Consider the following 23,069-nt stretch of genomic DNA (forward strand, 5'->3'; position numbering starts at 1 on the left):
AAATGGCAACTTTTAAATGTAGTAACTGCGGAACAACGAAAGAGGGGAAATGTAAACCGAAAAAATGTCCAAAATGTGGTAAAACAGGCACAATGGAAAAAGTTTAAAAAATTAAAAATGCATGCCCTATTTGTAAATTTAAAAAACCTGGCTTCTACGCTGTAAAATAAAAAAGCCGTGGCATAAACCACGGCTTTTTTATACGTCCCCAAGGGGATTTGAACCCCTGTTACCGCCTTGAAAGGGCGATGTCCTAGTCCTGGCTAGACGATGGGGACATTAAAATGAGCCGCGTTGGATTCGAACCAACGACACCCGCCTTAAAAGGGCGGTGCTCTGCCTGCTGAGCTAGCGGCCCATTAAATACTTTAATAATCTAAACTTTTAAAGAAATTTTTGTCAAATATCATTAGAGTTTTACATTTTAAATGGGCAGGGACGGAATTGAACCGCCGACACGGGGCTTTTCAGGCCCCTGCTCTACCGACTGAGCTACCTGCCCATTTAAAGCAACGAAGATTATTTAAAAATAATACATTTTGCCCTAAAAAGTCAAATAAATTCCTCTTTCTCGTGGAGAGGGATGGTGGGAATTGAACCCACTGCACGAAATCTTCGTGCATCACTGGTTTTGCAGACCAGGAGAGACACCAGTCTCGCATCCCTCCTGATAACTTTAAAATAAATATTTCCGAAAAGTAAAATAGATTTTTCCTATTAAAACCACATTAGTTTATCAAAATCATATGGGGGAATGTGAATTTTTATAAAACCAATAATTGGAGCGCGATCAATTAAATAACAATTTTTAAAAATCTCTATAAAAAGATATATATTTTCTTCCTGTTTTATGTCTATAATTTCAAAAGGCAGTTCTATTTCAAATATTTCATTAAAAACAACACTTTCAATTTCTTTCTTTTTTATCCATATTTCATTTTCTTGAAAAAATACTTCTGCTAATTGAGCTTTTATATTATCACAAACTATCTTTATTCTCTTGGGTTCAATAATTTGTATGTGTAATTTTAAATCTTCAAAATCTTTAAGCGAAGAAAAAGGGTCAAGCCTAAGAAAAAGACTCTGTCTATTAAATCCGTAATAAAGATATGAAAACAGGCTTTCTGCCCTATGCATGCTTCCGCCCATTCTTTGTAAGTTAAACCTTCCTGCCTCAAGCCATTCAAAATAACCTGTTATTTTTCCATCAATTTTTGGATATATAAATCCCTTCGGCTCTATTTCTGGCTTAATCTCTCTCATTTTTTTACTTATAGGAATATAGAGAAAAGATGGAGGTTCTTTGCCAATTTTTAAATATACACTCATTAGATGATGTCTATAAATATCATCAAAAACATCTTTTGTTTCTGTATAATGTTCATCACCATACCACCAGTTCCAATCACTTCCTTCTGAAATGTATATTTCTTCCCATGCCTGAGATGTATTTTTATTAGGATTTTCTTTTTGATAAGAAAGTAGTTCCTGCCTCACTTTATAAAGATAATCCCATGAGAGATTGTCTTCTTCATGTCCTATCCATATTGAAAAATTTGCATTAATCCAAGAGCCAGGGAAAATTTTTTTTAATGTTGTTGCATAAGGATTTTGTCTAAGATAATCTGAAAATGTAATAGTTTTTATATCTTTACTTTTTTGTAGACTTCCGTATAGTTTTTCAAGAAAAATATTTCCATCATTTTCATAATATTCCCAGGCATTTTCTCCATCCAGAATTACAGAAACTATTCCAGAGGTCGTTGAGGAACGAACTCTTTTTAAAAAATCATCTACTGCTTTCTGAGCATCCCAGCTTGAATAAACAAATCCTATTAAATCTGAAAGAATTCTATCTCTAAAAAAAATTTTTACTCCTTCAAATTCATACATCTGATAAAGCATTGAGGGATTAATTAAATTTTCACCAACTCTAAATTTCTCATTTATTGATTTGCTCAAGATTTCTTCATCTGTTGCTATCCATTTAATTCCTGCTTGTGCAATCAATTTTATTATTTCTTCACTTACTGAGCCTTCAGATGGCCACATTCCATAAGGTTTAAAGCCAAATATTTCCTCAAAATAGGAAATGGCTTTATTTATTTGAGTCTGAGCATCTTCAGGTGCTTTGAAATTATACTGAGGTAATAATGCATAAGGCATACATTCTTTTGCTTTATAGTTATCATAAATTAAAGGAAGTATAGGATGATAAAATGGAGATACTGAAAGTTCAATCTGTCCTGATTTAGCCATTTCTTTATAAGATGGAATTATCTGTTTGATAATTTCAATATGTTTGTCAAGAAGGAGTTTTTTTTCTTCTTCTGTGAAATTGGCTTCTTTGTTCTGTAATTCTTTTAGAAAAAAATCTTTTTCTCTATGTAAAGGGTCTATCCATACAAGATTAAAAAGAACTTGAATATCTCTAAATTCCTGAGGTGTAAATTTCTTTGATATTTTTAAAGGATCACCATAAATTTTCCCCCTTTTTTCAAGTAATTCTCTGTATCTTTTAAATGGATATATCATGTTTTTCCAGTTTGCAAGGAAGAAATTTTCAAGAATAAAAACTTTTTGCTCTTCATTGAGTTCTTCTGCAGGAATAATAGTGTGTTCAAAGAATATGTCAGTTGCTCCATTTTCATACTCTTTAAGTTGTTTTAATAAAGAAGGCACTAAATTAAAGGTAATCTTTAATTCAGGAAATTTTTTTAAAATAAGAAGCATATCAAGATAATCTTTTGTTGCATGAAGCCTTACCCATGGAAGCATAAATTTATTCTTCAATGGGTCATAATAGTATGGTTGATGCATATGCCAGAGAATTGCTAAATTAATGCTCATTTTTCTTCTTTTTGGAATTGAAAAACCATTTCTCCCGGCTTTACAAGCCCAAAATTTTCTCTGGCATATTTTTCTAAATAAGAACGATCATTTTTTAAAAGTTCTATTTCATTTTTAAGAAGCTTATTTTCTGTTGAAATTTCATTAATTTCTTTCAGAATTTTCTGTTCATTCTTTTTTAATTGTCTGTATTTTAAATAGCCCATATCTCCAAAGAAAAAACTATAACCAAGAAAGAGAATAATCAATAAAAACAGGAAAAAGAATATTTTATCTTTTTTCTTTCTCTCTCTTAAAAGTTGTTCCTTAAGAGAATATTTTTTCATCTTAAAAGCCAAGATTATAAAAAGCTGAAAGCCCCTTGAACTGAGCTACATCATTTAGCTCTTCTTCTATCTGTAGAAGCCTATTATATTTAGCAATTCTCTCACCCCTTGAAAGAGAACCTGTTTTTATGAAGCCTGTATTACATGACACTGAAAGGTCCGCTATTATTGTATCTTCTGTTTCACCAGAACGGTGGGACACAACCGCGGTGTATTTATTATTCTTTGTAAGTTCAATGGCTTCCAGAGTTTCAGAAACTGTTCCAATCTGATTAAGTTTAATAAGGATTGAATTTGCAATTCCTCTTTTCATTGCTTCTTTAATTATTTTGGGATTTGTAACAACAAGATCATCTGCCACAATTTGAATTTTATTTTTAAGTCTCTGACTTATTAATTCCCATCCTTCCCAGTCTGCCTCACTCATTCCATCTTCTATTGAAATTATTGGATATTTATCAACCAGAGCTTCATAATAATCAACCATGTCTTTTGAATCAATCTTTTTACCTTCAACAGTATAAAATCCTTCAGCAAAAAATTCTGATGCAGCAGGATCTAAAGCTATATAAATATCTTTTCCAGGTTCATATCCAGCCTCTTTTATTGCATCAATAATTAGTTTAATTGCATCTTCATTTTTTTCAAGCATTGGAGAAAATCCGCCTTCGTCACCAACTGCTGTATTTAGTCTTTTCTTTTTGAGAATTCCCTTTAAACTATGGAAAACTTCAACCCCTGCTCTTAGGGCTTGAGAAAACTTTACAAAACCAGCAGGAACAATCATGAACTCCTGAATATCAAGATTGTTATCTGCATGAATTCCGCCATTTATTATATTCATCATTGGAACAGGTAAAACCTTTGCATTAGTACCACCGAGATATCTATAAAGTGGAAGTCCGACTTCTTCTGCAGAAGCTTTGCAAACAGCCATTGATACTGCTAAAATCGCATTTGCACCGAGTTTACTTTTATTTTCTGTTCCGTCAAGTTCTATAAGAAATCTGTCAATGCCTTCTTGATCAAGAGATTCCATACCAATGATGTTTGGTGCAATTTCATTTATTATGTTGTCAATAGCTTTTTGCACTCCCTTACCAAAATATCTCTTTTTATCACCATCTCTTAGCTCAAGAACCTCTCTTGTTCCTGTAGAAGCTCCAGAGGGTACGGTAGCTCTCCCCATAACTCCGCTATCAAGGTAAATATCTACCTGAACTGTTGGATTTCCTCTTGAGTCAAGTACCTCTCTTGCGATTATATCAATAATTTCTCCCATAATAAAACCTCCTTTTAGATAAAGTTTAACTATAATATCTCAAAATGGCAAATTCAATCAACGCAGTAAAGAATAGAATTACACACCCTGGAATAATTTTTTTATAAATTCCCAACATATCTGCTTTGAAATACTCTCTTGTAAGGATTAAACAAAGATGAAGTGGAGAAATAAGAACACCTACATATCCTGAAACAAAGGCAATAGAGATTTCATAAGCCAATGTTTCTTTTAAATGTAAAAGCAGAGGGAAAGTGCTTCCTACAAATCCTACACTTATTCCTGTAATAAGTCCAATAAATAAAGGGAGTGTTATAAAAATAACTAAGTAAGGAATCCCCGATTGTGTAATTGTTTTAGCTATCCCATCTACAGCACCTGAAATTTGAAGCATTTCTTTAAAAATAATTACTCCAGCTACAAGGATAAAAACATCTGATGTAAAACCATATCTTATGATTGATAAAATTTCTCTAAGGTTCTTTTTATGATATAAGCATACTATTAGAATATTTATAATAAGAGCGATGTAAAGTTCAATTTTAAAGATTATTACAGTCAAAAGAACAAGCAATATTGGTGTAAAGCTGAATAAATTTTTCATATGATTTTTGGTTTTATCAAATTTTTTATCATTTTTTAAATTATGCATACTTAAAATAAAACCTGTAATGAAGAGTATTAAGGCAATAGGAAGATTTAATAATATTAGTTTTCTTAAAGAAACACCACAGATTGCTGATGCAAGAATTATCCCAGGATAAAGTGGTAAAATAAGTTCCCATGGATGTCTATACCAGTAGTTTATAAATGCTTTTTCCTCTTTTGATATATTTAGATTTCGCGTAGCTGAATCAACCATTGGTGCTGAAAGATATGCTCCACCAAGAGAAGGTAACATGCCAATTATCAAAGGCATTGATACTATTGAAAGCTTTTTATTATTAAGCATTGACTGAGAGGTTTCTGTCATTTTCTGCATTAATTCTGTTTTTCTTAGAGCATACTCAAAAGATTTAATTAGAGTAAGAGATAAAAAAAGATTTATTGAGGTATGTGAACTAATACTTTTTAAAAGCGTTAATGATAAATTTTGAAAATCAAACCGATAAAAAATCAAGAATATTAAAGAACCTGCAAAAAGAGCATATCCCACATTTACTTTTTTACGAAGTAAAAATAGGATAAAAATAAAGATAAAACAAACTTTGACAATATCAATCATTTTATTTTGTGAATTGCTTCACCAGATATGTCTTTAATTGCTTCTCCTATACACTCAGAAAGAGTAGGATGGGAATGAATTAATTCTTTTAAGTCATTTATCTTTATCTTAAATTTTACAGCCATTGCAAGTTCATGGATAAGTTCAGAAGCATCTGCACCAACTACATGAGCACCAACTATAATGTCAGAGTCTTTATCTGCAATTACTTTTATAAAGCCTTCAATCTCTCCAACTACGTGAGCTTTGCCAATCGCTCTAAAAGGAAAAATTCCTTTTTTAACGTTAAATCCTTTCTGTATAGCATCAGCTTCTTTTAATCCAACTGAGGCAACTTCAGTTACTGTAAAAATTGTTGAAGGGATAACAGTATAATCCATCTTTTTGTTATCTCCCATGGCATTTTTTGCTGCTATTTCTCCTTCTTTGTAGGCAACATGAGCAAGTAACCAATTTCCTATAACATCACCTGCTGCAAAGATATTTTCAATATTTGTTTGCATTCTTTCATTTACAATAATTTCTTTTTTATTGCCAAGCTTGATTTCAGAAGTTTTAATACAGTCAGTATTGAAAGCTCTGCCAACAGATACAAGAACAATCTCAGATGTTAATATTTTTTCATTTGAAAGAGTTATCTGAACTGAATTATCAAAAATTTTTAAGTCCTGTATTCTGACTCCGGTATAAAACTGTATTTTTCTTTTTTTGAAAAGTTTTTCTACTTCTTTTGAGATATCTTCCTCTTCCATTGGTAAAATTTTGGGCATTAATTCTATTAAAGTTACTTTACTTCCTAAAAGATGGAATATCCATGCGAACTCACATCCAATAGCTCCTGCTCCAATAATTGTAATTGATTCAGGTATTTTTTTTAGATTCCATAAGTCATCGCTTGAAAGAATTTTTTTACCATCAAAACTAAGCATTGGAAGTTTAGCAGGTTTTGAACCTGTAGCAATGATTATTCTATCAGCCTGAATTTTTTCTGAAGTTTCTTTTAAAAATACTGTTTGTGGATTAATCAATTCTGCTTCTGATTTAATAATTTTTACCCCCGAATGTTTTAAAAGCATTAGTAGTCCCTTTTTTTGAGTATCTACTACATTGTCTTTTTTTTGCATCAAAGTTTGTAAATCAACTGAAATGTTGGGATAATTTATCTCATTAATGATTTTTTGATTTTTAATCTTTTCCAGTAATCCAAGAGAATGAATTATTGTTTTTGTAGGAATGCATCCTTTATTAAGACAGGTGCCACCAAGTTCTTCTCGTTCAATTAATAATACCTCTGCACCTAATCTTTTCAAGGAAAGAGCAGCAACGTAACCCGCAGGACCCCCACCAATTACAACTGCTTTCATTCTCTTTCTTCTTCAAGGTAAATTTCATAATCCTCATAATCCATTAAGTCTTCTAATTCACGAGGATTATCCATCTCAATCACAGCAATCCAGCCTTTTCCATAGGGGTCTTCATTAATAATCTCTGGGTGGTCAATTAATTCTTCGTTGATTTCAACAATTGTGCCACTAACAGGAGCTATTACAGGTGAGGAAGTTTTTGTTGACTCAATTTCTGCCATTTCTGTATCTGCTTCAACATGGTTATCAATCTCAGGCAGTTCAATATAAATAATATCTCCAAGAGATTCCTGGGCGTAATCAGAGATTCCAACTTTTACTTTTTTAGTTTTACCTGAGATTTTTACCCAGGTATGCTCTTTGTGAAATTTGTAATTTTCTAAACTCATTTTTCCTCCATTTTTAAAAAGTTTTTCATTTTGATTATTTAATTTGATAGAAAACAATTTGTCAAGTAAAAAACAAAAATTATTGTTTTTTCTCAAATAAATTTTTATTTTTTGAGGATTTATTTTATTCTTTGTATCCTTGCACCAAGTTGAATAAGTTTTTTATCAAGTTCTTCATATCCGCGGTCAAGATGGTAAATTCTATCAATCAGTGTTTCTTCTTCAGCAATTAATCCAGCAATTACAAGGGATGCTGATGCTCTTAAATCAGTTGCCATAACTGGTGCGCCTTTTAATTTTTTTACTCCTCTAATAGTAGCAGTATTTCCTTCTACTGTTATATCTGCTCCCATTCTTCTAAGTTCAGCTACATGCATAAATCTGTTTTCAAAAATTGTTTCTTTTATTACACTTGTTCCATTTGCTACAGTCATCATTGCCATAAATTGTGCCTGCATATCTGTTGGAAATCCAGGATAGGGCATTGTTTTTATATCAACTGCTTGAAGTCTCTTAGGACCGATAACCCTTATTCCGTTTTCTATTTCTTTAAAACTTATTCCTGCATCCTTCATTTTTAAAATTATAGCATCAATATGGTCAATTCTGCACCCTTTTAAACTTATATCACCCCCACATGCACCAGCAATTGCTATAAATGTCCCTGTTTCTATCCTATCAGGTATAATTTCATATTCTTGAGGAGGCTTAAGTTCATCTACTCCTTCTACTTTAATAATACTTGTTCCAGCACCTTCAATTTTTGCGCCCATCAATATTAAATAATTTGCAAGGTCAACAATTTCAGGTTCTTTTGCAGCATTTTCAATAATTGTAGTTCCCTTTGCTAAGGTTGCAGCCATCATTAAATTTTCCGTTCCTGTTACAGTTGGAATATCAAAATATATTTTAGTTCCCATAAGTCGTGAAGCTTTTGCAATTATATAACCTTCCTGAAGAGATATTTTAGCGCCCATTTTTTGAAGTCCGTTAATATGAAGATTTACAGGTCTTGCACCAATAGCACACCCACCTGGCAAAGATACTTTTGCTCTACCAAATCTTGCTACAAGTGGACCAAGCACTAAAATTGATGCTCGCATTGTTTTAACAAGGTCATATGATGCTTCAAATTTATTTATCTTTATAGTATTGATTTTGCATAATTCATTAAATTCAACTATGCCTCCCATTCTTTTTATAAGTTCAGTCATTGTAAAAACATCTCTTAATTTTGGAATTCTTTTAAAGATATGCACCCCTTGAGCCAGGAGAGTAGATGCCATAATTGGAAGGGCTGCATTTTTAGCTCCGCTTATTGTAACTTCACCTTTTAAGGGTAATCCTCCAAAAATAAGTAGCTTATCCATGTTAAATATATTAAACTAAAATAAGAGGATAAGGAAATATGCTTACAATAGAAAATGTAATAGAAAAGGTTTTGCAATATAGACCCAATGCCAATGTTGAGCTGATAAGAAAGGCTTATATTTTTTCAAGAGAAGCTCATTGTGCACAAAAAAGAAAAGAAGGTATTCCATACATATATCATCCTTTAGCTGTTGCAGCAATACTTGCAGATATGAAACTTGATTCCACTACCATAGCAGCAGGGCTTCTTCATGACACAGTAGAAGATGCTGAAATGACAATTGATGACATTGGTGAAATATTTACTCCAGATGTTGCCTTTCTTGTAGATGCTGTGACTAAATTAAGCAAACTTCAGTTTTCAACTGTTGAAGAAGCACAGGCAGAGAGTTTCAGAAAAATGTTTCTCGCTATGTCAAAAGATATAAGAGTTATTTTAATAAAATTCGCTGATAGGCTTCATAATATGAGAACAATTGAGTTTCTTCCTCCGGATAAACAAAAAAGAATAGCAAAAGAGACTCTTGAAATATATGCTCCACTTGCAAATAGACTTGGAATTGGATGGATGCGTTCAGAGTTTGAAGACCTCTCATTTAAAGTACTTTACCCTGATGAATATGATGACCTTGTCAAAAAAGTGGCAAAAAGAAAAGAAGACCAGCAGGCATATATTGATAATGTAATAAATATCCTTTCTGAAAAAATTTCAGCAATGAATATTCCATTCAAGATATATGGGAGAGTGAAACACTATTATGGAATATATCAGAAACTTATTAAACAAAAAATTCCTTTTGAACAGGTTTACGATGTTATAGGAATAAGAATTATTACAGACACAGTTCCACATTGTTACGATATTCTTGGGATTATTCATTCATTATGGACACTGATACCGGGTAGATTTAAAGATTTTATAAGTCTTCCAAAATCAAATTATTATCAATCACTTCATACAACTGTTATAGGACCTGGTGGTGAAAGGGTAGAATTCCAGATTAGAACAGAAGAAATGGATATAATTGCAGAAGAGGGTATTGCTGCACATTGGAGATATAAAGAAAGAAAAGATTTAACTGAAAGAGAAGCAAAAATTGTTTCATGGCTTAGAGACCTTATTAAAGAAATATCTGATCCTAAAGAATTACTTGATGCTGTAAAAGCAGAAGTTGTGCCTGATACAATTTATATTTTTACTCCTAAGGGAGATGTAAAAGAACTTCCAGTAAATTCTACTCCAGTAGATTTCGCATATGCTATACACTCTGAAGTAGGAGCAAGATGTGCTGGTGCAAAAGTTAATGGTAGAATAGTTCCTCTTAATTATCAACTCCAAAGTGGTGATGTAGTTGAAATAATAACAAGCCCTCATCAGAAACCCAGAAAAGACTGGTTACAGTTTGTTGTTACTCAGAGAGCAAGAAATAGAATAAAACATTTTCTCAGGCAGGAAGAAAGACAGCAGGGAATTGATATAGGAAAACAATTGCTTGAAGCAGAATTACGTAAACAGGGCATTCAATCATCTATTCTTAAAACTGAAAAAATGGAAGAAATTTTACAAGCTTTTTCTGTTCAATCTATTGAGGATTTATATCTTCTTATCGGACATGGGAAAATATCTGTTCATCAGGTTGTGAATAGACTTTCTCCTGAAATTCCGCAGGATGAAATAGTTGTCCCCAAAAAAGTCATTCCCAGAAAAGAGCATAAGCAGTTTATTTCTCTTAAAGGAGTTGATGAGGTTCTATATCATATAGCAAAATGCTGCATGCCTGTGCCAGGAGATGAAATCATAGGCTTTATCACAAGAGGAAAGGGCATATCAGTACACAGAAAGGATTGTTTAAACATTCAACATTTGGAACATGATAGATTAATAGAGGTTTTCTGGACAGCCGATGATAACTCAAAAGTTCAAACAAAGATAAGCATAGAATGTATTGATGCACCAGGGATTCTTGCAACTATCACAGGTCTTTTGTCAGCAAATCAGGTTAACATTACTGCAGTAAAGGCTAATTCAACATCAGATAAAAGGGCATTAATTGATTTCACTATTGAAGTAAAGGACAGAACGCATCTTTCAGATATCATCAATAAAATTTCCCAAATTGGTGAAGTTATATCAGTAAAAAGATAAATCAACCTCTATAGCACCTTTTCTTATTAATTGAGGAGGATCAACAGTAGCATCAACTATTGTTGAAGGTATTCCAGGAAGCTTTCCTCCATCAATTAATAAATCAATAAATGAATCTTTGAAGTATTTCATTACAGTTTCAACACAATCTGCAGCAGGATAGCCTGATATATTTGCAGAAGTTGCGGTAATCGGAAACTGAGATAGTTGAATCAGCTTCAAAGCAAATGATTCTCCAGGCATTCTCACTGCTATTTTATTGTCTTTTGTTATTCTTTTAGGCAGATTTTTTTTTGCAGGAAGAAGTAAAGTTAAAGGTCCAGGCCAGTATTTTTCTATAAACTTTTTTGCTATAGAAGGTATAAATTCAGTAATTAAGTCAAGATGTTGTAAATTTACAATCAGTGGAAAGCTTTTTTCTTCAGGACGTTTTTTTATTTCAAATAGTTTTCTAAGAAGTTTTTTACTGTTATATTTTACACCTATTCCATAAAGAGTTTCAGTAGGATAAATTATTATTCCATCATTTTCAAGTATTTTTAACACTTCTATTATATCTATTTCTTCAGCTTTTACGATTTTCATCTAATTCTTCAAGTAATGCATGAAGTTTTTTTAACTCTTGTTTTCCAATTTCTTTATCTTTAAAATAAATTTCTTGATATTCTTTAATAAAGCTTTCTGCTTTTTGTTTTAAGGTTGAATCATTTATTATTGAAATAAACTCTTCCAATCCTTGATATTTTTTTCTTTCAAATCCGTATTTTTTCATTATACTAAAAAATCTGTTTAAAGGGCTTCTCTTTTCTTTAACATAACAATAAATTTTAAAAGATACATACAAAATAATTAAAAATAATGGAATAAAAAAAGTTTTTATATCAAATTTAATCGCTGGGATTTTTATAGATTTTGCTAATTTAAGCTGGGCTTTTATATCATAATCAAGCACAATACTATTCCATAGATAATCAATAAGGTGAAAAATAACAGGCTCTATATCACGAGATATTTTACCTGACGGATCAAATCTAAGCCATTTTCCATCAATCCATGCTTCAACCCATAAATGAGCATCAGAAGCCCTTACAATGTAATAGCCCCCAAAAGAATTATATGTTCCTCCTTTAAATCCGCCAACAACTCTTGACGGTATACCCTTAATTCTCAACATCAAAGCCATAGCGGTTGCAAAATATTCACAGTTTCCTTTCTTTTTTTTGAATAGAAAATCTTCAATTGAATTTTCACCTGTGGGCAGATCTCTAAGAGAATACTGATAGTTACTTAAAAATTTTAATATTCTGTCTATAATTTCTTTTTTATCTGATGCTTGAAAGGTAATTTCTTTTGTAAGCATTTCAATTTTTTTTGAAGTATCAGGAGGAACTGTAATATAAATAGATGAAGGGTTATCTTCCTTAAGTTGGTAGTTTATAAAAGAAGTGGCAGAATATTTTATGTTTTTTTCTAATGGAAAACCTATCCTGTAAGTTCCAGGATATTCATATAAAACATTTTTTAAAGAAACATTCAAGGGATAATCAAGAGTTGGCAGATACTGTTCTGTTAAAGGCTCAAGGGTTATAGTATAATTTATTTTTTCTCCATAAATATTTGATTTATCTGCTCCAGAAACTTTTTTTTGCCATACCTTGCCATTAAATGTATCAAATGTAATAACTCTCCAGTAAAGTTCTTTTTCTGGTAATTTATTCATTTTTATTCTCATTACTATTGTTCTGTCTTCTTCTATATCCCTGATAGAACCAAGATTTACAGTTGATGAAAAACCAGTTTTAGTTTTAGTAAAACCTACGTCCATTAAGGGAACAGGAGTTCTCGGTAAAATAATAAAAAAGAACGCACTTAAGGGGATTGCTGCAATTGAAATAAAAATTGCAATCTTCATAAGATTTAAGAGTCTTTCAAAATTTATAGATTCCTCTTTTATTTCTTTGATGTATGTAAGCAATAATATTGCAAAAATCGTAACAATAAGCATTAAAAGAAGTCTTAAAAGAAATATCCATGAAAAATTAAAAAGTGAAGAACTCCCAAGCAAAAGCAATGAAAGGAGATAAATTTGAAAATATTCTCTTGAACTTTTTTTACTCAGAAATCTTACAGAAAGAATTAATGTTAAAGATTCTATTGATGGCAAAAGAATATCTTCTGGAGAGGAAATCATAAATGGCATAATAATCAGAACAACAGAAATAATATTTAGAATCCATACTGGTAAAAAAATTTTTCTGATATGTAGAAATATAGAACTGATAATTATTAAAACAAATATAAAATTTACATAATAAGAAATATAAGGGAAAATTGCAGTAAAAGGTATTACTGCAATCAAAATACTCAAGGCAAAGATACTATTCTGAACTTTACTCAGGGTTATAAATTGCAAGAGCATAAAGCATTCTCCTTAGATGAGGTTGTCCTGTATCTGGAGGATAAAAGTCTTTACCAAGTTTTAATCCTATAGGATTTCCCATTTTTGAAAATTCAATCAGTGCATAAACTGTTTTGCTAATCTTTTCTTCAATGTTTCCGTGGAAGTCATTCAAGCTGATAATAATAGGACTTCCCTGTGGAGGTGAAAACTCTTTTGTTTTGAGAGAAGATGTTTTTGCTGTTGCTTTCCAGTGGACATATTTTAAAGGGTCCCCCTGGACATAGGTTCTTACTCCTGTAACTTCACCATCATAAGATTTTCCTCTTGAAATACTTGATTCTTTAAGAGTTTTACCTTCTAATGTTAAAAATGATAAATCACACTTTAAGGGATGTGGAAGCACTATTATTTCAAAATTTATTGGGATAGTGGTTGATCTTTTAAAAAAATAAAAAGGAAAGAAAGATGAAATTATTATTTCTTCAAGAATATATTTGCCTCTCTTAGGAAATATTAGATTTATATAAAAGATGCCTTCACCTTTCAGGTAGGGTATGACTATTTCATTCTGAAGTGCTTTAATTCTTAAAAGAAAAAGTCCAAAAAAATATTTATTTTTTGCTTTAATTTTTAACTTCGCAGGTTTTAATGCAAAAATATCTTGTGATTTCATAATTGAAATTTCAATATTTTTTAGATTAAAAAATGAAACAATGCCACTTAAAGTCATAATACTTAAAAGGAAAGACACCATCAGAAACAATAAATTGTTTCCTGTATTTACTGCTCCGAAGCCTATTAAAAGAGTAATTGCTATATATATCCACCCAGTATTTGTAATTTTTACGGAGGAGTGGAAATAGTTTGAAGGATTGATGATATCACCTCTTCTTTTGATACAATTTCTTCTTTAAGTATTATGCGATGGGGAACAACAAAAGGAATCATTTCTTTAACATCCTCTGGAATTACGTAATCTCTTCCACGAAATTTTGCATAAGCTTTAGCAGTGTATGTAATTGCAAGTCCTCCTCTTGTAGAAAGACCCAATAAAATACGGCTGTCTTGCCTTGTAATATTTATAAAATCAAGTATCCAGTTAATAATTTTATCCGATAAATAAACCTGTTTTATTTCATCTTGAAGCCTGATTATTTCCTCTTTATCCATTACAGCGGTGAGTTTATACAGTTTTTCTCTTGAACTTCCTTCTTGAAGTATCTTTTTCTCAGCTTCTTTTTCAGGATATCCTATACTTATTTTCATCATAAATCTATCAAGCTGACTTTCTGGTAACGGAAATGTTCCATAAATTTCAATCGGATTCTGGGTTGCTATCACAAAAAAAGGCTTTGGAAGTTTATATGTTTTTCCATCTACTGTAACCTGTTCTTCTGCCATTGCTTCCAGAAGAGCAGACTGTGTCTTAGGAGTTGCTCTGTTTATTTCATCAACAAGCACTATATTGTTTAAGAGAGGACCTGCTTTGAACTCAAATTCACCTGTATTTTTATTGTATATTGAAAGTCCTGTAATATCGGTTGGCAGCAAATCATTTGTGCATTGGATTCTTCCAAAGCTTAAATTAAGTGCTTTTGATAAAGAAATTGCAAGAGATGTTTTACCAAGTCCTGGAAAGTCTTCAATTAGGAGATGCCCCTTTGAAAATATGGAAATAAGAGAAAGAATTATTGCTGTTTCTTTACCCTGAAGATACTCTCCAAGACAGTTGATAATCTGAAGTATTTTTTGATTGTTTATCTTTTCAATCATAAAGAGGGGGACAATGCCCCCTCTTTTATTTTAACCTTCTAAATAAACCTTTTCAACAGGTGGTGCTACTTGTTTCTTACGGGACAATACTCCAGGTAACCAAACAGAAGGACCTGATACTTTTACATTAAAGGCTTTTTCAATTTTTGAAGCATCTCCTGAATAGAAAAGTTCGGTGCCTTCCTTTACTATGTCTGTTGCCATAAAAATAACCATGTCATAGCCTTTGCTACTCTTTAAATCATTGAGATATTTAACAAATTCATCTTTTCTTTCATAGACTTCTTCAATATCAACAACTTCTGTCTGTCCAATACCAACTTTTAGTCCTTTGAAGTCATAGTCTTTGAAGTCAACATGAACAACATCGGCAATTGGTTTTCCTTTGATGCTTGCTTTAGCTTTTTTGAGGTCAACGCCGAATTTTGTTATATCAGAAATCCCAGCAACTTGGGCAAGCTCTGCAGCAATTTTTTTGTCTTCTTCTGTTGTGGTAGGAGATTTAAATATTACTGTATCAGAAAGAATTGCAGAAAGAAGCAAACCAGCATATGCTTTATTTGCTTTTACTTCATTAGAGAACATTTTTGCAAGAATTGTTGCTGTGCTTCCTACTGGTTCAACATGAATGAAAATAGGGTCAGGATAGTTAAAGTTCATTTTGTGGTGGTCAATAATTGCGAGTATTTTCTCTGCTCCGTCAACTCTTTGTTTTTCTTCGTTGTGGTCAACAAGAACAAGTGTTTTCCCTGCAGCGTTCTCTAAAATTTCAGGGGCTGGAACACCGAACTGTTTAAGTGCGAATTCTGTTTCCTCATTAATTGGACCTGCTGTTGCTGCTTTGTACCCCTTAATGCCAGCATAAACAATTGCTGAACAGACTGTGTCTGTGTCTGGTGCCTTATGGCCGATTACATAAATATCGCTCATCTTTTCCCTCCTAAAAAAATTTTTTTAAAATTGTAAAATTTTGACAATTTCATACTTAAAATGTCAAGGAAAGAGCCATTAAAATTTAAAATAGAGTTATTAAAGCTTTTCAAGTAATTTTCTTACTGATATTTTTAGTTCTGGATGAACAAAATCAGGTGCAATTTCGCAAAGAGGTTTTAATACAAAATCTCTTTCATGCATCAGTGGATGGGGTATGGTTAGTTCATCACTTTTGAAAATCAAGTCATCATAGAATATTATGTCAATATCTATAATTCTGGGTCCATATCTCACAGTTTTCTTTCTCCCAATCTTCTTCTCTATTTTTTTTATCTCTTTTAACAATTCAAGAGGCTCCAAAGAAGTCAGGCATTCAAGTGCCTGATTTAAAAACTCAGGCTGTTCAGTATATCCCCAGGGCGAAGTATTATACAGAGAAGACTTTTTTGAAATCATTAACCCGCAGGCTTTCAGTTCATTTATAGCATTATCAATATTTTTTCCCCTGTTCCCTAAATTTGAACCAAGCAAAAGATAAACCTTATGCATAAAAGATATTTTAATGGTATAATTAGAAAAATTCTATAGTAATTTAATTGATAATTAAAGGGACAAAAAAACTTTAAATATTAATTAATAATTTATGCCACTTGAAATTGAATTTAGCAAACATTCATTATTAAAAATAGATATACTGAAATCTCATGGGATTGAGATAACTAAAGAAAAAATTGAAGAAATTATCAAAACTCCTGATAAAATAGAATTAGGATATAAGGAAAGACTAATAGCTCAGAAGGTTATTGATGAAATCCATGTTCTCAGAGTTGTTTATGAATCCAGTTCAGAAAAGATTTATGTAGTAACAGTTTATCCGGGAAGGAGGTTAAGGTATGAGAAAGATTAGGTACAGTAAAGATGTTGACGCTCTTTTGATAGAACTTTCTGATAAACCTATAGACTATGCAGAAGAAGAAGGACAAATAATTATTCATTTTTCAAAAGATGGAGAACCAGTTCTTTTGGAAATACTTGATGCAAAAGATTTTATTCTGAATTCTCTTTCAAGCGTTGTAAAAGAAAAAGTAATAGCTATTCCATAAGAAAATAGACCATTAAGAATTTGTTGTGGTATATACAAAATGAAAAGATCACTGATGCTGCTCAATTAATAACGGTCAGATTCCTCGCCTTCGGCTTGGAATGACATATAGAGGTAATTGAAAAATTTTAGGGCTTGTAATTTATTGAATTTCAATAGGTTACAAGTTTTTGAGGAAGTCTCATAACCAAAAAGGAGGTTTTCATGCTTAAGGCAAAGGTAAAATGGACTGGTGGTTTACAGTTTGTGGGACAGTCTGGAACAGGTCATGCAATTGTTATGGATGGAAGTCCTGATTATGGTGGTGAAAACTCTGGAATGCGTCCAATGGAGCTTTTGCTTGTGGGTTTGGGTGGTTGCAGTGGTATGGATATTGCTTCAATTCTTGCAAAGAAAAAGCAGGATGTAAGAGGCATAGAGATAAATGTAAATGGCAAGCAGCCTGATGAATATCCAAAAAGATTTACAGAAATAGAAATAGAGTTTATTGTGAAGGGGAAAAATTTATCAGAAGAGGCAGTAAAAAGGGCTATTCAGCTTTCAATGGAAAAATACTGTTCTGTTAAGGCAACGCTTGAACATTCAGCAAAAATTATTCATTCATACAAGATAGTTGAGGTGGATTAACTGCGTCCGTATTTGTAATAGGCTGCGCAGCTTCCTTCAGAACTTACCATACAGGCGCCAACAGGATTTTCCGGAGTGCATATTTTCGCAAATAAGGGGCATTCGGTTGGTAGTTTAACACCTCTTAAAACAAGCCCACATTTACATCCCTGTGGTTCTCTTACTTTAATCCCTGAAATACTGAATATTTTTTGAGCATCTCTATAAGCATATTTTTCTTTTAGCTTAAGCCCGCTTTTTGGGATTATTCCAATGCCACGCCAGTTACTGTCAGCAGGTTCAAAGTATCTGTTTATAAATTCAATTGCTTTAGGATTTCCATCTGGTTTCACCGCATCCTTGTATTGTATCTCAACCTTTGGTTCATTATCCGAGATTTGTTTTAATAGCATTGCGATTGCATGAAGAATATCGTCAGCATCAAATCCTGTAATTACGCATGCTTTTTTATACTGTAAAGGAATGAACTCATAAACTTTGCTACCGATTATTGTGCTTACATGCCCTGGAAGAATAAAACCATCAAGTTTAAGCTCCTCTGTATTTACAAGGACTTCTAATGCTGGAGGAACTAACTTATGCACAGAATAAATATAGAAATTTTCAATGTTTTTCCTGTCTGCCTCAAAAAGAGTACCAGCAATAAGTGGAGAAGTAGTTTCAAATCCTACAGCAAAAAAAACAATTCTTTTATTTTTATTGTTTTCAGCTATTTTTAAAGCATCAAGAGGGGAATAAACCATTCTTATATCAGCTCCTTCAGCTTTGGCTTTATACAGAGAACCATTACTTCCAGGGACTCTCATCATATCTCCAAAAGTTGTAAGAATAACATCAGGTTGTTTTGATATATAGAGCATTCTATCAACATCTTCAATCGGAGTTACGCATACAGGACATCCTGGTCCACTTAGTAGTTTTATATTTGAAGGTATCAGGCTTCTAATGCCATGCCTAAAAATTGAGACAGTATGAGTCCCACATACTTCCATTAAATTTATCTGTCTTTGGATTTTTTTTGAAAGTTTTTCAATGACTCCTATAAACTCTTTCAATTCATTCCTCCCTCTTCAAATATTTTATCTGTTAAATTTTTAACTTCTTTAAATCCGTATATATTAAAAGTATTTAATATCTTTTCAAGATTGTTTTTCCATTTATTAAATTCATTGACTCTTATTTCTTCTATCTTTTGCCAATCATTTAATATCAATGCTTTTTCAATTTGATGCATAGTAATTTTCAAAATTTTTTTCTGATATACTCCCTGTGACAGAATATATAATCCAAGAAGCTTTCTATCCTTTTCAATAAATGCTCTATGAACAGGTCCATTTTCAGATAAATCAGCAACAAAATCTTTAATTCCTCTCAGAATATGTTCGGTTTTAGAGGTGTCACAATATTTTATAATTTCATTCCACTGAAGAGTATTTTCTTTTTGTTCTGCAATCTCATGATAAAGCACGATTTTAGAATATTTATCAACAATATTTTTAAACTTTTCAAAGGGATATTTCCATTCATTGGGATTACCAAATTCTGATAAAATAATTTCGTATATCGCTCCTTTTTTACTAACCCAACTCTGTAAATTTTCCCATAACCTGTATTTTATATCAGTTAATCTTATAAAAATATTTTCCCCAATACTCATTCCGGGTGATGAGAAGATATCTCTTACAACTTCCTTATCAATAAAATAGACATTATAACCATCAATCTTTTCAAATCTATGTATTGAACCAATAAAAAAGCTCGGTTTCATAAATAAAGCATATCCTGCGCCATAAACAAAACCATTTTTTACAGTAATACTATTTATATCATCAATATCAAAGGGAGAGTAAAAATTGCCATTAATTTTAATTGGGATTAATTTAGCATTCTCAAGCTCTTTCCATCTTTTTTCTTTTTTTTCAATCCAGGGGAATATTTCCTCATTTTTTATATTTTCCCATGGTTCAAGCTCTCTTTCAATTTTAAAGAGTTCTCTAAGACGCAAAAGTAACGTACAGATTGAAAAGTATCCCCAATAATTAGCATCTGAAACATCACAATTATATTTAACAGTATTAAAAAATTCAGGATTTAACATAGTTTTATCATATCATATTAGCAGGTTTTTCTTGAACAAATAGGTTACTGTGGTTTAACATACAAATATGGTTAAAATTTTAGAGAAAATTTTTGGCACAAAAAATGAGAGGGAGCTTAAGAGGTACTTTACAATTGTTGAAGACATAAACAGATTGGAGAGTCAGATATCCTCTCTTTCAGATGAAAAACTAAAGCAAAAAACAGATGAATTCAGAGAAAGACTTGCCAAAGGTGAAAGCCTTGATGACATTTTAAAAGAAGCTTTTGCAGTTGTTCGTGAAGTTGCAAAGAGAACTCTTGGAATGCGACATTTTGATGTTCAACTTGTTGGTGGACTGGTTTTGCATGAAGGCAAAATTGCTGAGATGAAAACAGGTGAAGGTAAAACCCTCGTTGCAACTCTTGCTGCCTATTTAAATGCCTTAGAAGGCAAGGGTGTACATATTGTAACTGTAAATGATTATCTTGCCAGAAGAGATGTTCAATGGATGGGAGCAATATACAATTTTCTTGGATTAAGTGTTGGTGTAATTCAGCCGGATGCTTCATTTCTTTATGATCCTAATTACAGATTACCTGATAGACGTTTTGATAGACTTCGTCCTTGCAGTAAAAAAGAAGCTTATCTTGCAGATATAACTTATGGAACGAATAATGAATTTGGATTTGACTATCTCAGAGATAATATGCGATACAGCATAGGTGAACTATGTCAGAGAGAACTTAATTATGCAATTGTTGATGAGGTTGACAGCATTCTTATAGATGAAGCAAGGACACCCCTTATTATCTCAGGTCCATCAGAAGAATCAACAGATATTTATTATGCTGTAAACAGAATTATTAAATATTTAAAGCCTGAAAATGACTTCAAGATTGACGAAAAACTTAAAACAGTTGTATTGACTGAGCAAGGCTCTCAAAAGGCTGAAAAACTTCTCGGAATAGATAATTTATATAATCCTTCAAATATACAGGTTGTTCATCATATAAATCAGGCAATTAGAGCTCACTATTTCTTTAAAAAAGAGGTTGATTACGTTGTTAAGGATGGAAAGATCGTCATAGTTGATGAATTCACAGGAAGACTTTTAGAGGGAAGACGCTGGTCTGATGGACTGCATCAGGCAATAGAAGCAAAAGAAGGCTTAAAAATAGAAGCAGAGAATCAAACCCTTGCAACAATAACATTTCAGAATTATTTCAGAATGTATAAAAAACTTGCAGGAATGACAGGAACTGCTGATACTGAAGCATCAGAGTTTGCAGAGATATATAATCTTGAAGTTGTTGTTATTCCAACGCATAAACCAATGATAAGAGAGGATTATCCAGATGCAGTATATAAAACAGAAAAAGCAAAATATGAGGCTGTTGTAAAAGAGATTGAAGAATGTTATAAAGTTGGGAGACCTGTACTTGTTGGAACAACGTCAATTGAGAAATCTGAATTAATAAGTAAAATGCTCAAGAAAAAAGGAGTTCCTCATAATGTTCTCAATGCCAAATACCATGATAAAGAAGCCGAAATAGTAGGTCAGGCAGGAAGAATTGGCGCTGTGACAATTGCTACAAACATGGCAGGTAGAGGAACAGATATACTTCTTGGTGGAAACCCGGAATTTCTTGCAAGAGAAATGCTTGCGGGAAAGGACTATACAGAAGAGGAATACAAAAAAGCTTTAGAAAAAGCGAAAGAAATCTGTAAAGAAGAACATGACAAAGTTGTATCCCTTGGAGGATTGCATATTATTGGAACAGAAAGACATGAATCCCGTAGAATTGACAATCAGCTAAGGGGTAGGGCAGGTAGACAGGGTGACCCTGGGTCATCAAGGTTTTATCTTTCTCTTGAAGATGAACTATTAAGGCTTTTTGGAGGAGAAAGACTTCAGAGTCTTATGCATTTTTTAAAGATTGAAGATGATACTCCCATTGAAAATAAAATGGTTTCAAAAGCCATTGAGAACGCTCAAAAAAGAGTTGAGGCTCACAACTTTGATATAAGAAAACATTTACTTAAATATGATGATGTAATGAATAGTCAAAGGAAGGAGATTTATTCTTTTCGTAAAGAAGTATTAGAAAGTGATTCTTTAAAAGATAAAGTTTTTGAACTTCTTGAGATAGAAATTGATGAAATGGTTGATTTTTATTTAGCTCAAGAAAGTGAAGGAGTTGAAAAATTAAAAGAACAGCTAAGTGCAAGATTTGATATAGAAGTTGATTTAAGCAACAAATCAAAGGATGAGATAAAGGAATATTTACTTGAAAAACTTAGAGAAGCTTATGAAAAGAAAGAGCAAAAAATTGGACAAGAACTTATGCGTGATGTGGAAAAGATGATTTTCCTTCATGTAATAGATACAAAATGGAAGGACCATCTCTTAGGAATAGACCATATAAAAGAAGGAATAGGTTTAAGAGGATATGCTCAAAGGGATCCTCTTGTAGAATATAAAAAAGAGGCATTTGAACTTTTTGAGGAAATGTCAAGAAATATTATATCAGACATCCTTACAAGGCTGTTTAAGATTCAGATAAAAGAGGAATCTCAGGTCAAAGTAGCAAGGGCTCAAAAAATTCAGAGAAGTGACGGAGATGGTGCACGCCGTCCTGTAGAAAAACCTAAAAAAATTGGACGCAATGACCCATGTCCTTGTGGAAGCGGGAAAAAATATAAAAAATGCTGCGGTAAAAATAGTTAATCTTTAATTTCCACTGGTTTATCTCTTTCTTTATCAACAATACATAAAAATCCAAAAGGTTCTTTATAGGGATTTAAAAGTTGATGAATTTCATTTGGTGCAATATAGGCTATATCAAGATATTTTAAAACTTTATATTTATTTCCTAATCTAATCTTACCCTTACCCTTAAGGCATATAACAACATGAGCATGCTTATGATACTCCAAAGAAGAGCATCCTCCTTGAGCTATTTCAAAATATCTCACCTCAAACTTAATTGCATTGCTTGCTATAAGGGGAAATCTTTCAATTAAAGCCCAGTTTCCAGATTTATCTTTATAAGGAATGCTTTTTATCGTATTCCATTGATTGTTTTTAAATCGTATAATTTTATTTTTTGATAAATTTTTTTTATTTTGAATATCACAAAAATTGTTTTGCTTTTTTATCTTTTCCATGTTATATAATTATAATCCAAAATTGAAAATAA

General features: G+C 32.1%; 22 protein-coding genes and 4 tRNA genes. 6 read left to right on the top strand and 20 right to left on the bottom strand.

What is annotated here, in order from left to right; genetic code table 11:
- Positions 1–2 precede the first annotated feature (2 nt).
- Positions 3–107, top strand: coding sequence for an RCKP-type rubredoxin-like domain-containing protein (locus FLY87_RS10405; RefSeq protein ID WP_028842779.1), 105 nt, complete (start codon positions 3–5; stop codon positions 105–107).
- A gap of 96 nt (positions 108–203) precedes the next feature.
- Here the strand turns inward: FLY87_RS10405 and FLY87_RS04245 are convergent.
- The 11 genes from FLY87_RS04245 to murA form a co-directional block, all read right to left on the bottom strand.
- Positions 204–278, bottom strand: a tRNA-Glu gene (locus FLY87_RS04245).
- A gap of 7 nt (positions 279–285) precedes the next feature.
- Positions 286–358: transfer RNA gene (locus FLY87_RS04250), tRNA-Lys, on the bottom strand.
- Between the two features lie 71 nt (positions 359–429).
- Positions 430–502, bottom strand: a tRNA-Phe gene (locus FLY87_RS04255).
- Between the two features lie 72 nt (positions 503–574).
- Positions 575–667 (bottom strand) — tRNA-OTHER (locus FLY87_RS10120).
- Positions 668–717: 50 nt separating this feature from the next.
- Entirely contained in the window at positions 718–2,850 is a 2,133-nt protein-coding gene (locus FLY87_RS04260; protein ID WP_012545008.1) for a glycoside hydrolase family 57 protein, read from the bottom strand.
- The gene (locus FLY87_RS04265; protein WP_012546062.1) at positions 2,847–3,176 is read right to left on the bottom strand and encodes a septum formation initiator family protein; all 330 of its coding nucleotides are present in this window, start codon (positions 3,174–3,176) and stop codon (positions 2,847–2,849) included. The genes FLY87_RS04260 and FLY87_RS04265 overlap by 4 nt, the downstream gene beginning before the upstream one ends.
- 1 nt (position 3,177) lies before the next feature.
- Positions 3,178–4,458, bottom strand: coding sequence for a phosphopyruvate hydratase (gene eno / locus FLY87_RS04270; RefSeq protein WP_141266363.1), 1,281 nt, complete (start codon positions 4,456–4,458; stop codon positions 3,178–3,180).
- A gap of 25 nt (positions 4,459–4,483) precedes the next feature.
- Positions 4,484–5,683, bottom strand: a complete 1,200-nt coding sequence (locus FLY87_RS04275) for a DUF401 family protein (protein ID WP_141266364.1) — start codon at positions 5,681–5,683, stop codon at positions 4,484–4,486.
- The gene (lpdA, locus tag FLY87_RS04280; RefSeq protein WP_012545965.1) at positions 5,680–7,047 is read right to left on the bottom strand and encodes a dihydrolipoyl dehydrogenase; all 1,368 of its coding nucleotides are present in this window, start codon (positions 7,045–7,047) and stop codon (positions 5,680–5,682) included. The genes FLY87_RS04275 and lpdA overlap by 4 nt, the downstream gene beginning before the upstream one ends.
- Entirely contained in the window at positions 7,044–7,436 is a 393-nt protein-coding gene (gene gcvH, locus FLY87_RS04285) for a glycine cleavage system protein GcvH (protein ID WP_141266365.1), read from the bottom strand. Before gcvH ends, lpdA begins: the two co-directional genes overlap by 4 nt.
- Before the next feature lie 119 nt (positions 7,437–7,555).
- Positions 7,556–8,806, bottom strand: a complete 1,251-nt coding sequence (gene murA / locus FLY87_RS04290; RefSeq protein ID WP_012546097.1) for a UDP-N-acetylglucosamine 1-carboxyvinyltransferase — start codon at positions 8,804–8,806, stop codon at positions 7,556–7,558.
- A 38-nt stretch (positions 8,807–8,844) separates the two neighbouring features.
- Between murA and FLY87_RS04295 the strand changes: the two genes are divergently transcribed.
- Positions 8,845–10,953, top strand: coding sequence for a bifunctional (p)ppGpp synthetase/guanosine-3',5'-bis(diphosphate) 3'-pyrophosphohydrolase (locus FLY87_RS04295; RefSeq protein ID WP_141266366.1), 2,109 nt, complete (start codon positions 8,845–8,847; stop codon positions 10,951–10,953).
- Here FLY87_RS04295 and FLY87_RS04300 read toward each other — a convergent pair.
- From FLY87_RS04300 to folK, 6 genes are all read right to left on the bottom strand, one after another.
- The gene (locus FLY87_RS04300; RefSeq protein WP_051345890.1) at positions 10,939–11,538 is read right to left on the bottom strand and encodes an L-threonylcarbamoyladenylate synthase; all 600 of its coding nucleotides are present in this window, start codon (positions 11,536–11,538) and stop codon (positions 10,939–10,941) included. The two genes, FLY87_RS04295 and FLY87_RS04300, sit on opposite strands and share 15 nt — an antisense overlap.
- Positions 11,519–13,372 (bottom strand): DUF3488 and transglutaminase-like domain-containing protein, encoded by a 1,854-nt coding sequence (locus tag FLY87_RS04305; protein WP_141266367.1) that lies wholly within the window; start codon positions 13,370–13,372, stop codon positions 11,519–11,521. The genes FLY87_RS04300 and FLY87_RS04305 overlap by 20 nt, the downstream gene beginning before the upstream one ends.
- Positions 13,344–14,027: a DUF58 domain-containing protein gene (locus FLY87_RS04310; RefSeq protein WP_164924838.1), complete on the bottom strand. Its 684-nt coding sequence runs from the start codon at positions 14,025–14,027 to the stop codon at positions 13,344–13,346. Before FLY87_RS04310 ends, FLY87_RS04305 begins: the two co-directional genes overlap by 29 nt.
- Positions 14,028–14,197: 170 nt before the next feature.
- Positions 14,198–15,127, bottom strand: coding sequence for a MoxR family ATPase (locus FLY87_RS04315; RefSeq protein WP_141266368.1), 930 nt, complete (start codon positions 15,125–15,127; stop codon positions 14,198–14,200).
- Positions 15,128–15,157: 30 nt separating this feature from the next.
- A complete protein-coding gene (locus tag FLY87_RS04320; protein WP_012546629.1) occupies positions 15,158–16,057 on the bottom strand; it encodes a manganese-dependent inorganic pyrophosphatase in 900 nt (299 codons plus the stop codon).
- A gap of 99 nt (positions 16,058–16,156) precedes the next feature.
- A complete protein-coding gene (gene folK, locus FLY87_RS04325; protein ID WP_012545434.1) occupies positions 16,157–16,609 on the bottom strand; it encodes a 2-amino-4-hydroxy-6-hydroxymethyldihydropteridine diphosphokinase in 453 nt (150 codons plus the stop codon).
- Positions 16,610–16,703: 94 nt separating this feature from the next.
- Here folK and FLY87_RS04330 point away from each other — a divergent pair, with 94 nt between their 5' ends.
- The 3 genes from FLY87_RS04330 (at position 16,704) to FLY87_RS04340 (ending at position 17,789) form a co-directional block, all read left to right on the top strand.
- Positions 16,704–16,967, top strand: a complete 264-nt coding sequence (locus FLY87_RS04330; RefSeq protein WP_012545476.1) for a DUF4258 domain-containing protein — start codon at positions 16,704–16,706, stop codon at positions 16,965–16,967.
- Positions 16,954–17,163 (top strand): DUF2283 domain-containing protein, encoded by a 210-nt coding sequence (locus FLY87_RS04335; RefSeq protein WP_012546452.1) that lies wholly within the window; start codon positions 16,954–16,956, stop codon positions 17,161–17,163. Before FLY87_RS04330 ends, FLY87_RS04335 begins: the two co-directional genes overlap by 14 nt.
- A gap of 203 nt (positions 17,164–17,366) precedes the next feature.
- A complete protein-coding gene (locus tag FLY87_RS04340) occupies positions 17,367–17,789 on the top strand; it encodes an OsmC family protein (RefSeq protein WP_012546540.1) in 423 nt (140 codons plus the stop codon).
- Here FLY87_RS04340 and hypD read toward each other — a convergent pair.
- Positions 17,786–18,844, bottom strand: coding sequence for a hydrogenase formation protein HypD (gene hypD / locus FLY87_RS04345; RefSeq protein WP_012545661.1), 1,059 nt, complete (start codon positions 18,842–18,844; stop codon positions 17,786–17,788). The two genes, FLY87_RS04340 and hypD, sit on opposite strands and share 4 nt — an antisense overlap.
- A complete protein-coding gene (locus FLY87_RS04350; protein ID WP_028842769.1) occupies positions 18,841–19,887 on the bottom strand; it encodes an Sfum_1244 family protein in 1,047 nt (348 codons plus the stop codon). The genes hypD and FLY87_RS04350 overlap by 4 nt, the downstream gene beginning before the upstream one ends.
- 67 nt (positions 19,888–19,954) lie before the next feature.
- Between FLY87_RS04350 and secA the strand changes: the two genes are divergently transcribed.
- Positions 19,955–22,597, top strand: a complete 2,643-nt coding sequence (gene secA, locus FLY87_RS04355) for a preprotein translocase subunit SecA (protein ID WP_141266369.1) — start codon at positions 19,955–19,957, stop codon at positions 22,595–22,597.
- Here the strand turns inward: secA and FLY87_RS04360 are convergent.
- Positions 22,594–23,037, bottom strand: a complete 444-nt coding sequence (locus FLY87_RS04360; RefSeq protein ID WP_012546757.1) for a cupin domain-containing protein — start codon at positions 23,035–23,037, stop codon at positions 22,594–22,596. The genes secA and FLY87_RS04360 overlap by 4 nt on opposite strands.
- Positions 23,038–23,069: the final 32 nt, after the last annotated feature.

Origin of the sequence: Thermodesulfovibrio sp. Kuro-1 (genome assembly GCF_006538445.1) — a bacterium.
Lineage (GTDB): Bacteria > Nitrospirota > Thermodesulfovibrionia > Thermodesulfovibrionales > Thermodesulfovibrionaceae > Thermodesulfovibrio > Thermodesulfovibrio yellowstonii.

Excerpts from the sequence above, each read along its gene's own strand:
- FLY87_RS04350 (WP_028842769.1), bottom strand. The coding sequence starts at position 19,887 with ATGTTAAATCCTGAATTTTTTAATACTGTTAAATATAATTGTGATGTT.
- FLY87_RS04265 (WP_012546062.1), bottom strand. The coding sequence starts at position 3,176 with ATGAAAAAATATTCTCTTAAGGAACAACTTTTAAGAGAGAGAAAGAAA.
- FLY87_RS04330 (WP_012545476.1), top strand. The coding sequence starts at position 16,704 with ATGCCACTTGAAATTGAATTTAGCAAACATTCATTATTAAAAATAGAT.
- lpdA (WP_012545965.1), bottom strand. The coding sequence starts at position 7,047 with ATGAAAGCAGTTGTAATTGGTGGGGGTCCTGCGGGTTACGTTGCTGCT.
- murA (WP_012546097.1), bottom strand. The coding sequence starts at position 8,806 with ATGGATAAGCTACTTATTTTTGGAGGATTACCCTTAAAAGGTGAAGTT.
- FLY87_RS04300 (WP_051345890.1), bottom strand. The coding sequence starts at position 11,538 with ATGAAAATCGTAAAAGCTGAAGAAATAGATATAATAGAAGTGTTAAAA.
- eno (WP_141266363.1), bottom strand. The coding sequence starts at position 4,458 with ATGGGAGAAATTATTGATATAATCGCAAGAGAGGTACTTGACTCAAGA.
- secA (WP_141266369.1), top strand. The coding sequence starts at position 19,955 with ATGGTTAAAATTTTAGAGAAAATTTTTGGCACAAAAAATGAGAGGGAG.
- folK (WP_012545434.1), bottom strand. The coding sequence starts at position 16,609 with ATGCATAAGGTTTATCTTTTGCTTGGTTCAAATTTAGGGAACAGGGGA.
- gcvH (WP_141266365.1), bottom strand. The coding sequence starts at position 7,436 with ATGAGTTTAGAAAATTACAAATTTCACAAAGAGCATACCTGGGTAAAA.
- FLY87_RS04340 (WP_012546540.1), top strand. The coding sequence starts at position 17,367 with ATGCTTAAGGCAAAGGTAAAATGGACTGGTGGTTTACAGTTTGTGGGA.
- FLY87_RS04315 (WP_141266368.1), bottom strand. The coding sequence starts at position 15,127 with ATGATTGAAAAGATAAACAATCAAAAAATACTTCAGATTATCAACTGT.
- FLY87_RS04335 (WP_012546452.1), top strand. The coding sequence starts at position 16,954 with ATGAGAAAGATTAGGTACAGTAAAGATGTTGACGCTCTTTTGATAGAA.
- FLY87_RS04320 (WP_012546629.1), bottom strand. The coding sequence starts at position 16,057 with ATGAGCGATATTTATGTAATCGGCCATAAGGCACCAGACACAGACACA.
- FLY87_RS04260 (WP_012545008.1), bottom strand. The coding sequence starts at position 2,850 with ATGAGCATTAATTTAGCAATTCTCTGGCATATGCATCAACCATACTAT.
- FLY87_RS04360 (WP_012546757.1), bottom strand. The coding sequence starts at position 23,037 with ATGGAAAAGATAAAAAAGCAAAACAATTTTTGTGATATTCAAAATAAA.
- FLY87_RS04305 (WP_141266367.1), bottom strand. The coding sequence starts at position 13,372 with ATGCTCTTGCAATTTATAACCCTGAGTAAAGTTCAGAATAGTATCTTT.
- FLY87_RS10405 (WP_028842779.1), top strand. The coding sequence starts at position 3 with ATGGCAACTTTTAAATGTAGTAACTGCGGAACAACGAAAGAGGGGAAA.
- FLY87_RS04310 (WP_164924838.1), bottom strand. The coding sequence starts at position 14,027 with ATGAAATCACAAGATATTTTTGCATTAAAACCTGCGAAGTTAAAAATT.
- FLY87_RS04295 (WP_141266366.1), top strand. The coding sequence starts at position 8,845 with ATGCTTACAATAGAAAATGTAATAGAAAAGGTTTTGCAATATAGACCC.
- FLY87_RS04275 (WP_141266364.1), bottom strand. The coding sequence starts at position 5,683 with ATGATTGATATTGTCAAAGTTTGTTTTATCTTTATTTTTATCCTATTT.